Annotated in this window: 12 protein-coding genes; 10 read left to right on the top strand and 2 right to left on the bottom strand. The window is 70.2% G+C overall.

The genetic code is table 11. The annotated features are described in order from the left end of the window. Positions 1 to 89 precede the first annotated feature (89 nt). The 8 genes from NG1_RS02260 to NG1_RS02295 all read left to right on the top strand — a co-directional run bounded on the left by NG1_RS02260 (position 90) and on the right by NG1_RS02295 (position 10,209). Positions 90 to 1,691 carry a DEAD/DEAH box helicase gene (locus tag NG1_RS02260; RefSeq protein ID WP_062967464.1) on the top strand — a complete coding sequence of 534 codons (1,602 nt, stop codon included), beginning with the start codon at positions 90 to 92 and terminating at the stop codon, positions 1,689 to 1,691. A gap of 4 nt (positions 1,692 to 1,695) precedes the next feature. After that, positions 1,696 to 2,541, top strand: coding sequence for a DMT family transporter (locus NG1_RS02265; protein WP_062967466.1), 846 nt, complete (start codon positions 1,696 to 1,698; stop codon positions 2,539 to 2,541). A gap of 199 nt (positions 2,542 to 2,740) precedes the next feature. After that, entirely contained in the window at positions 2,741 to 4,177 is a 1,437-nt protein-coding gene (locus tag NG1_RS02270; RefSeq protein ID WP_062967468.1) for a GuaB1 family IMP dehydrogenase-related protein, read from the top strand. A 244-nt stretch (positions 4,178 to 4,421) separates the two neighbouring features. Continuing rightward, complete coding sequence (locus NG1_RS02275; RefSeq protein ID WP_062967740.1) at positions 4,422 to 5,804, top strand: hemolysin family protein; 1,383 nt, start codon at positions 4,422 to 4,424, stop codon at positions 5,802 to 5,804. Then, positions 5,797 to 6,861, top strand: a complete 1,065-nt coding sequence (locus NG1_RS02280; protein ID WP_062967470.1) for a hemolysin family protein — start codon at positions 5,797 to 5,799, stop codon at positions 6,859 to 6,861. Before NG1_RS02275 ends, NG1_RS02280 begins: the two co-directional genes overlap by 8 nt. A gap of 37 nt (positions 6,862 to 6,898) precedes the next feature. Further along, a complete protein-coding gene (locus tag NG1_RS02285; protein ID WP_062967742.1) occupies positions 6,899 to 7,831 on the top strand; it encodes a hypothetical protein in 933 nt (310 codons plus the stop codon). A 159-nt stretch (positions 7,832 to 7,990) separates the two neighbouring features. Further along, on the top strand, positions 7,991 to 9,565 hold the full coding sequence (locus tag NG1_RS02290; RefSeq protein ID WP_062967472.1) for an LVIVD repeat-containing protein: 1,575 nt from the start codon (positions 7,991 to 7,993) through the stop codon (positions 9,563 to 9,565). 2 nt (positions 9,566 to 9,567) lie between these two features. After that, positions 9,568 to 10,209, top strand: a complete 642-nt coding sequence (locus NG1_RS02295) for a DUF305 domain-containing protein (protein WP_062967474.1) — start codon at positions 9,568 to 9,570, stop codon at positions 10,207 to 10,209. 7 nt (positions 10,210 to 10,216) lie between these two features. On the opposite strand, the gene NG1_RS02300 is transcribed toward NG1_RS02295, so the two are convergent. Beyond that, the gene (locus NG1_RS02300) at positions 10,217 to 10,975 is read right to left on the bottom strand and encodes an NAD(P)H-dependent oxidoreductase (RefSeq protein ID WP_062967744.1); all 759 of its coding nucleotides are present in this window, start codon (positions 10,973 to 10,975) and stop codon (positions 10,217 to 10,219) included. A 420-nt stretch (positions 10,976 to 11,395) separates the two neighbouring features. Here NG1_RS02300 and NG1_RS02305 point away from each other — a divergent pair, with 420 nt between their 5' ends. Together NG1_RS02305 and NG1_RS02310 are read left to right on the top strand one after the other, a co-directional pair. Then, positions 11,396 to 12,130, top strand: coding sequence for a PaaI family thioesterase (locus tag NG1_RS02305; protein WP_062967476.1), 735 nt, complete (start codon positions 11,396 to 11,398; stop codon positions 12,128 to 12,130). A gap of 46 nt (positions 12,131 to 12,176) precedes the next feature. After that, entirely contained in the window at positions 12,177 to 13,076 is a 900-nt protein-coding gene (locus NG1_RS02310; protein ID WP_062967478.1) for a hypothetical protein, read from the top strand. Here the strand turns inward: NG1_RS02310 and NG1_RS02315 are convergent. Continuing rightward, positions 13,070 to 13,645 (bottom strand): hypothetical protein, encoded by a 576-nt coding sequence (locus NG1_RS02315; protein ID WP_157113816.1) that lies wholly within the window; start codon positions 13,643 to 13,645, stop codon positions 13,070 to 13,072. The genes NG1_RS02310 and NG1_RS02315 overlap by 7 nt on opposite strands. Between the last annotated feature and the right edge of the window lie 134 nt (positions 13,646 to 13,779).

A 13,779-nucleotide genomic window follows, 5' to 3' on the forward strand; every position in this document is an offset into this window, starting at 1 on the left:
GCGGTGAACCGCATCGTGCACCGCTCTTCACCCCACCGAACAGCGCGTTCCGCTGGCACGCGCCGTGCGACGAAAGGCACATCCACCTCGTGACCCCCTCGACCACCGTCGCCGCGGCGCCCACCGCGACCTTCGCGGAACTGGGCCTGCCCGCCGTGCTCATACAGGCACTGCGACGCGACGGCATCGAGACGCCGTTCCCGATCCAGGCCGCCACGGCGCCGGACGTCCTGGCAGGCAAGGACGTACTCGGCCGCGGGCCGACCGGTTCCGGAAAGACCTTGGCCTTCGGCCTCCCGATGCTCGCCCGCTTGATGGGCGCTTCGGCCAAACCGGGCCGCCCACGCGGACTCGTGCTGGTGCCGACCCGCGAACTGGCCGCGCAGATCGAGCGAGCGCTCGACGAACCGGCGCTCGCGCTCGGCCTGCGGGTGGCCTCGGTGGTCGGCGGTGCCCCGATCAAGCGTCAAGCCGACCGGCTCGCCCGCGGCGTCGATCTGCTCATCGCCACGCCGGGCCGACTCGCCGACCTCATCGCGCAAGGGTCCGCCGACCTGTCCGAGGTGCTGATCACCGCCCTGGACGAGGCCGACCACATGGCCGACATGGGCTTCCTGCCGCAGGTGACCAAGCTGCTGGACCGCACGCCGCGCGACGGCCAGCGCCTGCTGTTCTCCGCCACGCTGGACGGCGAAGTGGACAAACTGGTCAAGCGCTACCTGCGCGCCCCGGTCACGCACTCCACCGCGCCACCGTCGGCGGCGGTCAGCACGATGTCACACCATCTGCTGTTCGTCGGTGACAAAGTGGCCAAACGGACGGTCGCCACCGAGATCGCCGCACGCGACGGGCTGACCATCATGTTCGTCCGCACCAAGCACGGCGCCGACCGGCTCGCCAAGCAGCTGCGCGGCGCGGGTATCCCGGCGGGCGTGCTGCACGGCGGCAAGGCGCAGAACAACCGCACCCGCACCCTCGCCGCGTTCGCCGACGGTTCGGTGCCGGTACTGGTCACCACCGACGTCGCGGCGCGCGGCATCCACGTGGACGGGATCTCCCTCGTCGTGCACGTCGATCCCCCGCCGGAGCCGAAGGCTTACCTGCACCGGGCCGGGCGCACCGCCCGCGCGGGCGAGGACGGCGTGGTCGTCACGCTGGTGATGGACGAAGAGCGCCGCGACGTCGAGACGATGGCCCGCAAGGCGGGCGTCGACGTCGACGGGGTCGTGGTCCGCCCCGGCGACCGCACGCTGATCGAGATCACCGGCGCCCGCAAGCCATCCGGTATTCCGATCGCGGCGGCGGCCGCACCCGTGGCCGCCCCTGCCGCGGCCTCCGCGAAACCCGCTCGGCGCAAGCCGGGCAGGCGCGGTGAGCAGACGGCGTCCGCCGGCCGTGGCGCCGGTGCGGCGAAGCAATCCGGGAGCCGGTCGGCCGCCGGGACGGGGCGTGGCGGCGAAGCGGTCACCGCGCCCGCGCGCCGCCGAGGCACCGCGAAGGTGACCGCGAGCAACCCCGTGGGGCGCGGCGCGGGCTCGGCCAAGGGCACTGCCACCCGCAATTCCGGCGCGACAAGCGGGTTCTCCGGCCGCACCGCGGCTTCCGCGTCCGGCGACACGGCGGGCCGGACGCGGCGACGCGCCGTGCGAGCCCAGCAGTCTCCCGCGAGAGGCAATCGCACAGCAAACTAGTTGGGTGTCGACTCATCCGGCCGCCGCCGTTCTCTGCGCACTGCTCGCCGCACTGCTGTTCGCGGTGGCCGCCGTCGCGCAGCAGAGCGCGGCGTCCGTGGTGCCGGAGAGCGAGTCCCTGATCCGCTCGCTGCTGCGCACTCCCCGCTGGTGGGGCGGCGTCGTCGGCGACGCGGGCGGATACGCCATGCAGGTCGCCGCGCTCGCCTTGGGCGCGGTCCTGCTGGTGCAGCCGATCCTGGTGAGCGCGCTGGTGTTCGCGCTGCCGCTGTCGGCCCGGCTGAACGACCGTCGCGTGGCGCCGCGCACGTGGGCGACCGCGCTCGCGCTGACCGCCGCACTGGCCTGCTTCGTGCTCGTCGGCGATCCGACCGAGGGAAATATCAATGCGCCGCTGCGACACTGGGTCCTGCCGCTGGGTCTTCTGGTCGGCCTGATCGCCGCCGCCACCGCCGCTGGGATCGCCGCGCGCAGGCCCACGTGGCGCGCGCTGCTGCTCGGCGCCGCGAGCGGCTCGCTCTACGGGCTGGCCGCCGCACTCACCGACTACGTCACCGGTCTGTTCGAACACGGTCTCGCGGACGTGCTCGGCGGCTGGCAGACCTGGGCGCTGATCGCGGCCGGCGTCACCGGCGTCTATCTGCAGCAGCGCGCCTATCAAGTCGGGCCGCTGACCGCTTCGCTGCCCGCCGTCTCGGTCGCCGAGCCACTGGCCGCCGCGTTCATCGGCATCGCCGTGCTCGACGAGCGGTTGCGTGCGGACACCGCCGGACTGTTGGTCACCGCGGGCGCGGTGCTGGTCATGGTGGCCACCACCATCGCGCTGTCCCGCTCCGAAGCCACCGTTTGAAACCGCGCCGGCCCACACGAAAGACACCGGCCGGGGTCCGGAAACGTGCCGCCCCACGAGCCAGGGCATCGCTACGAAGCGGCCACGTCCTACCCCGCCCGATTCCTCTCCCCAGCGTTCGCCCGAGATCGCCGGGAAATGCGGCAGCACCTCCGGGAGAACGGCGCGCTGCGGTCGGCGCGCGGATATCATCGGTCGAGTGCGCTTTCTCCCCGGCCATCAGCCGCCGTACGACCTGACCTACGACGACATCTTCCTCGTCCCGAACCGGACGGACGTCGCGTCGCGCTTCGATGTCGATCTCTCGACGTCCGACGGGTCGGGCACCACCATCCCGATCGTCGTGGCCAACATGACCGCGGTCGCCGGGCGCAGAATGGCCGAGACGGTGGCCCGGCGCGGCGGTATCGTCGTGCTTCCGCAGGACCTGCCGATCACCGCGGCCGCCGACACCATCGCGTTCGTCAAGAGCCGCTCGCTCACCGCCGACACCCCCGTCACCCTCGACCTCGACCGCTCGGTCTCCGAGGCGGTCGCCCTGATGCACAAGCGTGCGCACGGCGCGGTCGTGGTGGTCGACGGCGGACGGCCGGTCGGCGTGGTGACCGAGGCCGCCTGCGCCGACGTCGATCGCTTCGCCCGGCTCCGTGAGGTCGCGGCCACCGATTTCGTGCGTGCCCCCGCGAGCACCACCCCGCGCGACCTGTTCGACCTGCTGCACGCCGAGCACGCCGATTTCGCCGTGCTCACCGCCGAGGACGGCACCCTGGCCGGGGTGCTGACCCGCACCGGCGCCCTGCGCGCTGGCATCTACCAGCCCGCCGTCGACGCCGCGGGCAGGCTGCGCGTCGCGGCCGCGGTAGGCATCAACGGCGATGTGGCCGCGAAGGCCAAGTCCCTCGTGGATTCGGGCGCCGACCTGCTCGTCATCGACACCGCCCACGGCCACCAGGCCAAGATGCTCGAAACGCTCTCCGCCGTGCGCGATCTCGGGCTCGGCGTCCCGCTGGCGGCGGGCAACGTCGTCTCCGCCGAGGGCACTCGGGATCTCGCGGAGGCGGGCGCGGACATCGTCAAGGTCGGTGTCGGGCCCGGCGCCATGTGCACCACCCGGATGATGACCGGCGTCGGCCGCCCGCAGTTCTCCGCGGTGGCCGAATGCTCCACCGCCGCCCGGGAACTCGGCGTGCACGTCTGGGCCGACGGCGGCGTGCGCCATCCCCGCGACGTGGCGCTCGCGCTGGCCGCGGGGGCGTCCAACGTGATGATCGGCTCCTGGTTCGCAGGCACCTACGAGTCCCCCGGTGACCTGCGCGTCGATCGCGACGGCAACGCCTACAAGGAGAGCTTCGGCATGGCCTCCAAGCGGGCCGTCGCCGCCCGCACCGCCTCCGACAGCGAATTCGACCGGGCGCGTAAGGCGCTGTTCGAAGAAGGCATCTCCAGTTCCCGGATGCGGTTGGACCCCGAGCGCCCCGGCGTCGAGGACCTCCTCGACCACATCTGCTCGGGCGTGCGCAGCGCGTGCACCTACGCGGGCGCGCGAACGCTCGCCGAATTCCACGAGAAGGCCGTACTCGGCGTGCAGTCCGCCGCCGGGTTCGCCGAAGGCCGCCCGCTGCCCGGCGGTTGGTGAGCGCCGACACGCGTATCGCACCGGCACCGGCCCACGACGCTTCGCGCGTGGGCCGGTAGCATGGTGGTTGCCGGACACCGGCACCACGACACATTCGCGAAAGGATCCAGTTGTCACCCGCGTCCGAGGGCGCCGCACAGGAGGGCTCCTCTACCGAGCCGGGTGACCGACCCGGCGTCCTCCTCCCCGCAGTAGTCCCATTCCGCCAAGGCCGTCTCGCAGCACCGTGCAGGTGGTGCTGACGATGTCCATCGCGCTCACCGCGCTCAGCCTGATCGGGTTCATCGCACTCACCGCGGGCACGGCCCTGTTCGTCGCCGCGGAATTCTCCCTCACCGCGCTCGAGCGCAGCACCGTCGAGGCGCACGCCCGCACCGGCGACGTCCGCGCCCGCATGGTCCGCAAGGCGCATCGCACCCTGTCGTTCCAGCTGTCGGGCGCCCAGCTCGGCATCACCATCACCACGCTGATCACCGGGTACATCGCCGAGCCGGTGCTGGCCAGGCTGCTGAATCCGCTGTTCACCGCCGCCGGGCTGAGCGAAGCCGCCGCGAGCGGTATCGCCCTGACGCTGGCGCTGATCCTGGCCACCTCGCTGTCGATGATCTACGGCGAGCTGGTGCCCAAGAACATCGCCATCGCCAAGTCACTGGGCACCGCCCGCGTCACGGCCGGACCGATGATCGCCTTCTCGGTGGTGTTCAAGTGGATGATCCATTTCCTCAACGGCACCGCCAACTGGGTCGTGCGCAGGCTCGGCGTCGAACCCGCCGAGGAGTTGCGCTCGGCCCGCTCGCCGCAGGAACTCGGCTCCCTGGTGCGCACCTCCGCCCTGCGCGGCGCGCTCGACCAGCCCACCGCCCAGGTGATGGACCGTTCCCTGCAGTTCGGCGAGCGCAGCGCCGAGGAACTGATGACCCCCCGGGTGAAGATCGAAGCCTTGGACAAGGACGACACCATCGCCGACCTGATCGACGCGGCAGGCCGCACCGGCTACTCGCGCTTTCCGGTGATCGACGGCGACCTCGACAACACCCTCGGCTTCGTGCACGTCAAGCAGGCCTTCACCCGCCCGGTGCACGCGCGCAGGACGATCCCCCTGTACCGGCTCGCCCAGCCGGTCCCGATCGTGCCGGCCAGCTTGGACGGCGACGAGGTGCTCGAACGCGTCCGCGCCGACGGCATGCAGGTCGCCCTCGTCGTGGACGAGTACGGCGGCACCGCCGGCATGGTCACCATGGAGGACATCATCGAGGAGATCCTCGGTGACGTCCGCGACGAGCACGACGAGGAGGAGCGCGACGTGCGGCGCGTCTCCGACGGCTGGGACTGCTCGGGCCTGCTGCGCATCGACGAGGTCTCCCGGGCCACCGGATACGACGCCCCCGAGGGGGAGTACGAGACGCTGGGCGGCCTCGTGCTGACCAGGCTCGGTCGCATCCCGGTGACGGGTGACGAGGTCGTGTTGCCGAATCCTCGCTCGCAGCAGTGGACGACGGCCGACAGCCCCGACGCGGGCGGCTGGATCGCGCGGGTGGAGCGCATGGACGGACGGCGCATCGACCGGGTCCGGCTGATCCCGGTCGACGCCGACGCCCTCGCGACCAAGGAGCACAGCCATGGGTGACCTGCTCGGCGTCCTGCTCACCGTGGTGCTGCTGGGTGGCAACGCCTTCTTCGTCGCCGCCGAGTTCGCGCTCATCTCCGCCCGCCGCGACCGATTGGAAGCGCTCGCCGCGCAGGGCAAGCGCAACGCGAACACCGTCATCCGGGCGGGCGAGAACCTCTCGATGATGCTCGCGGCCGCGCAGCTGGGCATCACCATCTGCTCGATCCTGCTCGGCCGCGTCGGCGAACCCGCCGTCGCCCACCTGCTCGAAGGTCCGTTCGAGCTGCTCGGCCTGCCCGAACAGCTGCTGCACCCGGTGGCGTTCGCCCTCGCGCTGGCCATCGTGGTCATCCTGCACATCCTGTTCGGCGAGATGATCCCGAAGAACATCGCGCTGGCCGGACCGGAACGCAGCGCGCTGTTGCTGGTACCGCTGCACCTGATGTGGCTGCGGCTGGCCCGCCCGCTCATCGCGCTGTACAACCTGGCCGCCAATCTGTCGCTGCGCGTGCTGCGGATCGAGCCGAAGGACGAGCTCGAGGCCACCGTCTCGACGGTCGAACTGGCCGAGATGATCGGTGAGTCCCGCTCCGAGGGGCTGCTCGACGAGGAAGAGCACCGCCGGCTCACCCAGGCCCTCGGCACCAGCGACCGCGTGGTCGCCGACGTGATGGTGCCTCGGGACGCGACCCGATCGATCCCTCTGCGCGGTAACGGGACCACGCTCGGGGACATCGAGTCCGCCGTCGCCGAGACCGGCTTCTCCCGCTTCCCGGTGCGGGCGAACGACGGCTCACTGGTCGGGTACCTGCACGTCAAGGATGTGCTGGACAAGGTCGCCGACGAGAGCGCCGGTCCGGGGACGCCGATCCCGCGCACCGACATCCGCCCGCTGCCGACCGTCGGCATGAAGACCACGCTCTACGAGGCGCTCGCCCGGCTGCGCCGCACCAACAGCCATCTCGGCCGCGTGGTCGACGACCGGGGCAACACCACCGGGATCGTCGCCCTGGAGGACTTGGTCGAGGAGTTCGTCGGAACCGTCCGAGACGGAACGCACCGGGTGGGCGAATGACGATCGGCATCACCGGCTCGCGCGAGGTGCGGTGAGCATGCGGGTGTTGTCCGGTGCGCGGTGGCGGGCGTCCGCCGCCGCGCACCGGGCCCGGCTGGACGATCTGGTCGGGCCCTATCTCGAGCGGCGGGCACAAGGGTCCTCGCACCCGGTGATCGACTTCTTGTTCACCTACTACGGACACAAACCCGCCCAATTACGGCGGTGGCATCCGGGATACGGCATCGGCTTGGCGGATGCCGCCGAGTACGACGGTGCCCGTGGGTATCACCGTGCCGACGAAGCGACCGACTCGACTACCGGCGATCCCGCCGGGCGGAACGTCTACACGGCCGATCCCGCATACCTGGTCAAACGCAGGGACACCGTCGCGTTCGTCGCGAAACTGCTGCGCGCCACCGCGTCCCGCCCCGCCCAGCTGTCCTGTTTCGGCCTGCACGAATGGGCCATGGTGTATCGGACCGACGATATCCGCCACCAGAAGGTGCCGCTGCGGCTCGGGCGCGTGGGCACCGACGCGGTGGTCGACTCGATGTCGCTGCGGTGCACGCATTTCGACGCCTACCGCTTCTTCACCCCGGACGCCGTCGGCCGCAATGCCGAGCTGCTCACCCGCGACGACCAGATCCACCGCGAACAGCCGGGCTGTCTGCACGCGAACATGGATCTGTACAAGTGGGGCTTCAAGCTGGTCCCGCTGATCCCTTCGGAGTTGTTGCTGGATTGCTTCGAGTCGGCTTGCGCCGCACGCGAACTCGACATGCGCGCCAGCCCCTACGACCTGTTTGAGTTCGGCTACGACCCGGTGCGCATCGAGACGCCCGCCGGACGAGCCGAGTACGTCCGCGCCCAGTCCGCGTTGGCCGAACGCGCCGCCGAACTGCGCCGAACCTTTCTGAGCGTCTGCGACGAATTGCTGGCATCCGCCGCTGTCGCAGACGAGTGCTCGGAATCGATCCACCCGCGCTGACGCCGCCGCAGCCCAACGGAAAACTTCCCGGATCCGTGCGGATTCGACGAAACCCTCCTCGGAAGTTACCGCGGATTACTACCATTCACTCAGTTCAGTGCTGACTGTCCCAGTCACTCTGGTAGCCAAACTCGACGACGAAGTTGGGGGGTCGCGACGATGCGCCCACTGGCCAGGCTGTGCCGTGCCAAAACGCTCGCTCTGCTCACCATCGGCATGGTCACGGCCGTGCTGCTGCCCGCGAGCGCCGCGGCCGATCCACCTTCGGAGATCCGGAACGCCGTCCAGGAGTTCCTCGACGTCGGGCGCACCTCGGTGCCCCGCGCCGACTGCGGACCGGGCGCCGCACCCGAGAACGGCCTGCAAGGCGACGTCACCGCCGCCGACCGCGACAGTGGGCGCAGTACGCAGGGCTACCGATGCAATATCTCGTTCGTCGGCGGCTATGCGGGCCGCGGTGCGGGCATCACCTCCACCAGCTTCGAGCACTGCGCCTATCTCGGCTCGTTCTTTCCCGGCGACCTGATCGGCGAGGCGCGCGGCGTCCAGGTGCTCGACGTGTCCGATCCGGCGCATCCGCGCCCGACCATGACGCTGACCGAGCCCGCCATGCTCGCGGGCACCTGGGAGAGCCTCAAGGTCAACACCGAGCGCAAACTGCTGGTCGGTACGGGTGTGCCGGTCGGTGAGGGCGTGGGCTATCTGTCGGTCTACGACGTCTCCGATTGCGCGCATCCGCGACTGCTCAATCCCGGCCCTGGGACGAATCTGCTGATGCCGCTGCCGATCACCACGCACGAAGGCGGCTTCTCCCCCGACGGCAACACGTACTGGGCCTCGGGGATCGCGCCCGGATTCGTCAGCGCCGTCGACCTGACCGATCCGGCGAACCCGCACGTCGTCTGGCAGGGACTGACCGGCATCGAGGCACACGGCTTCGGCATCAGCCCCGACGGCAACCGGATGTATATCTCCGCGCTCGGCGGCTTCACCGTCCTCGACATCAGCGCGGTGCAGCGCCGCGACCCGAACCCGCAGGTGCACCACCTCGGCCGGACGTTCTGGACGGACGGCTGGGCGACCCAGCACAGTGTCCCGGTCAGCTACGACGGCAAACCCTACCTCTACACCGTCGACGAGGGCGGTTCCGGCGGCGTCAAACTCATCGACATCTCCGACGAGACCGCGCCCGAGGTGGTCGGCAAGATCAAGCTCGAGATCAACCTGCCCCAGCATCTCGACAGCAATATCGGCTCCTCCATGGGCGGTTCCGCCTTCGCCTACGAATCGCACTACTGCGCCGCGGACCGGCAGGCGAACCCGACCGCCCTGGCCTGCGGGTGGATCTCCTCGGGCATCCGGGTCTTCGACATCCGCGATCCCTACGCCATCCGCGAGATCGCCTACTACAACCCGCCCGCCCGCACCGGGCAGAACCTGAGCCTGTGGAACTCGCCGCACGCGCTCGCCTCGATCATCGGCGTTCCGCTGATGAGCGCGCCGTCGGCGCTGCGCGCCGTGCTGGAGGGAGAGTTCGATCCGCTGGATGCCACCACCGCGCGCACCGGCCGGCTCGCCTTCGGCGACGTGTCCACCGACTGGTGTCTCTCTCCGCCGGAATGGCGCGGCACGCAACTCTACGTCGCGTGCTCGGACAACGGTTTCATGGTGCTGCAACTGGACGACGACGTGTATTCGCCACCGCCGGACCAGCACTCGATCGTCGGGTCGTAGCGATGCGGCACTGGACGCGCGTCGCGGCCTTGGCGTCGGCGGCCTTCGCGCTGCTCGTGCTCGGAGCCGCGCTGCGCCCCGTGATCTTTCCGGAAGGCCGGTCCGCGACACCGATTCTCACCGACGTGGAGATCGGCTTCGTCCAGGACATGACCACCCATCACCAGCAAGCGCTGCTCATGGTGCAGCGGCTGGATCGCTCGGTCGATCCGGCGATCGCCCGGCTGGCCGAGCAGCTCGACCGCACCCAGCGCCTGGAGATCGGCACCATGCTCGGGTGGCTGCGCCTGGCGGACGCGGCCCCCGGCTCTGCGCATCCGATGGCGTGGATGCACAGCGCGGACGCGTCAGCGCATCGGCATCCGACAGCGCACAGGGCCGCCGCGCCACCCATGCCGGGGATGGCGAGCGCGGCGGAATTGGACACCTTGGCGTCGGCGCGTGGCCGCGACGCGGAAATCCTGTTCCTGCAGTTGATGCTTCGCCATCACCACGGCGGCATCGCGATGGCCGAGGCCGCCGACGGTCTGCTGCGTTCCGGGCCGGTCAAGGAGATCGCCCGGTCCATGATCCACGGTCAGGGTCAGGAAGCGGGGGTGATGGGCATGCTGCTCGCCCAGCGCGGGGCTCCGGTACTGCCGTGACCGTCGGTCACGACGCCACATGCAACCCGAAACCGGTCGCCCCCCGCGCCTCACGCCCCGGCTCGAGACGCAGGCTCCGGTCGTAGTCGCCCCCGGCTTGCGGGCGGTACCGAATCGGCTCCAGCCGCGCCAGCTCCGACATCCGCTGCCGCAGGTCGAGCGCGACGTCGCCGAAACGCGGGGAGTCCAGCCGGATGGTGTCGTGCACCAGGAACGGCCGCAGTACGTCCATTCCGGTGTAATACAGGATGCCGTGGTGGATCGGGAACAGCAGATCCTCGACCGGGCCGTTGATCCCGCGATCGGAGTACGACGGCTGCTTGCCCCCGACCGCGACCACGAGCATCGCACGCCTGCCCGCCAGGACGCCCGCCCCGTACCTGGGCACCGCCTCACCCCCGGCACCATAGGCGAACCCGCAGGTGAGAACCCGATCCACCCAGCCCTTCATGATCGCGGGCATGCCGAACCACCAGAGCGGGAAGTGCAGCACGACAGCGTCGGCCCACAGCAGTTTCTCCTGCTCGGCGCGGATGTCGGGGCTCAGCGTCCCGTCACGGTAGGCCACGCCCGAGGCCAGCATGAAGTTGGCCTCCTCGACCGCACCGAAATCCTCGGTGTCGGCCGCGGCCTTCCAGCCCATCGCGTAGAGGTCGGTAACCCGCACGTCGTGCCCGTCCGCCCGCAATTGCCGCACGGCCACGTCTTTGAGCGCACCGGTGAGTGAATCCGGCTTCGGGTGCGCGTACACGATCAGTACGTTCATTCCGGCTTTCGTCACATCCCGGCGCAACAGCGTTCGGAACAGCGGATATTCCGCCATCCCCTCGACCTGCGCGGACGCGCGGCGGCAGACGGACTGCCGCGATGGTGTGGAATGTCCCGGCGGGAAAGACGTCGAGCAAATGCGCATAGGCCCTGCGCACACGGTTTCGACCAGGGGGCGAGGCACCCGGTCGGCCTCGGCGAGTTCCCCCGATCAGCACATTTTCGAGCGGGCGGCGGGCGAGATCGACGGCGTGTGCCCGGATCACGCGGCGCGCCGGAACGGCTGGCTCGTAGGTGATCGGCAAGATCATCCTCGCCGGCGGCGTGACAGGTTGCCCGGAGACCATCCGGCGACGCCGGGACGGTATGGTCGGCTGAGCCGGGTCATGATCGTCGGCCGGGAGAGGTTGGGCAGCGGATGATTCGGACAGATGCGTTCACGGTGCCGGGTCACGTGCGTGGCTATCCGGGAGTGGCGTTCGGCGGCTACGTGGCGGGCCTGCTCGCCGCAGCGAGCGGCGCCGCGCAGGTGCGCGTCGACTTCCGGCGCGCGGTTTCCGTGAATTCCCCCGTTGTGCTGGCCGCCGACGGCTCGGGCGGCGCGTCGCTCACCGATCAGGAGGGCACGGTGCTCGCCGAGGCGTCCGAGTCGATGGTTACGGTGACGCCGCGCCCCGCGCCCGCTTGGGCGGAGGCACGGGCGGCGACCGCGACCGCCGACGTGCTGCGCAAGATGAGCCACTGCTACGGCTGCGGAGCCGCTTGCGCACCAGGGCGAGGCTTGCGCCTGTCGCCCTGGGCCATGCCCACGCACGACATGGTCGCCGCCGCCTGGACACCCGATCCCCTGCTCGGCGGACCCGGCGGCTTCCTCTCCACCGAAAACGTCTGGGCCGCACTGGATTGCCCCGGCGGCTGGGCCGCGATGGCCCTGCGTGACCTGCGCCCGGGAGCGGTCACCGCCGCCCTCACCGCCACCCGGTTCGAACCGGTTCGCGCAGGCGATCCCTACCTCTCCTACGGCTGGCCGATCTCCGCGAACGGCCGGAAACACACCGTCGGCGTGGCATTGGCCCGCACCGACGGCACGCTCTGCGCCCTCGCCGAAGCCCTCTGGATCGAGCCCCGCCAGCCGCTGCCGTTCGAATGGTGATCCACCCCACCCGGACCTGTCGGTGGCTATCGGTAACGTCCGCGCCATGCCCTCGTCGGTACACGAAGTCCTCATCGAATTGGTCCGCCGCAGACCAACTTTGGTCGCCGAACTGCTCACTTCCACGCTCGGCCTGGCACTTCCCGAGTTCGATCATGCCCGCGTCGACTCCGGCGACCTACCGGACATCGAGCCGACCGGGTATCGCGCGGACCTGGTCGTCACCCTCACCGACGCCGACGTCCCGGTTCTCGGCATCGTCGTGGAGGTGCAACTACAGCGCGACGACGACAAGGCCTGGAGCTGGCCCGTCTATCTGACGACCCTGCGCGCTCGCCTGCGCTGCCTTGTCCCGCTCGTCGTCGTGTGCCCGAACGAACGTGCCGCGGGGCACTGCCGCCGCCCGATCACCGTCGCGCCCGGGTTCACCCTGTCGCCGATGGTCCTCAGCCCGGCCGACGTGCCGGTGGTCAGCGACACCCACACCGCGCACGAGCGCCCCGACCTGGCCGCCCTGTCCGCCATCGCCCACCGCAACGACCCCGAGCGCGACTCGATTCTCACCGCCCTCGCCGCGACAGCACACGACTCCGCGGACGGCAAAAGGTACATTGACCTGGTACTGGCCGCACTGCCGAAAGCAGCGGCCCGGCACTTCCTGGAGATGCTGATGACGACCGACACGTCCCCGTACTACAGCCAGTACTTCAAGCAGCTGTACGCCGACGGCATGGCCGAAGGCGAAGCCATCGGCCATGCCAAGGGCGAGGCCAAGGGCGAGGCCAAGGCGTTGCTCACCATGCTCGGTGCCCGCGGACTCGCCGTTCCCGCGGTACTCACCGCCGAGATCGAGGCCTGCACCGATCATGCGCGCCTCACAGAATGGATCACCCGTGCCGCGACGGCGAGCGCGCTCGAGGAGATCTTCGGCGACCGGACTCAGTGAGTGTCGACGAAGCGGTACCACTGGCCGTCGAAAGCGGAGTACTCGATGCCGTTGGTGGCGGGCGGGCCGAGGTGTGGTGGGGTGGCCGGGTCGCGGAAGAAAGCGAAGCCTTCCGAATCCGAGTCGCCCGCCTGGGTGTAGAACAGGCAGCCGCCGTCACGGGGCGTGACGAAGGTGATGGTGTAGACGCCGAGGCGGGTGCGCTGGCCGGGGTGGGCACAGTCGACGGCTTGGTCTTCGAGGATGCCGCGAGACAACCGCCAGCCGGTGTCCTCCGGGACGTCGTAGAGCGTCAGCGCCACCAGGACGCCGATCAGCACGGGCGAGGCGAGGCTGTAGAAGAAGGCCCGGTAGCGCAGCAGGCCGAGCAGCCCGAACAGGACGGCGATTCCGCCGAGCACGCCGAGAACCACCCACAGCACGACGAGGGTGGGAAACGTTCCCTCCGCGGCGAGTTGCCAGAACAGCGCCGCGCAGCAGAGCGCGACCAGGGCGGTCAGCAGCCCCATCCACAGCACGAACCAACGAGGAATACGCGACCGTGTGCGCACGGAGCCTGCGGAGTTCACGTGTTCAAGATACGAGGGGCGGGGGCTTCGCGCGCGGGATCGGTGCCGAAATCGTCCGGCCCCCCTGACGATCCCCATGACGGGGAAGCCGCTTCGAGCGCGAAAATAGCCCGCCGCACCGGTGCACGTCCAAT

The sequence above is a fragment of the Nocardia gamkensis NBRC 108242 genome (assembly GCF_001612985.1).
Lineage (GTDB): Bacteria > Actinomycetota > Actinomycetes > Mycobacteriales > Mycobacteriaceae > Nocardia > Nocardia gamkensis.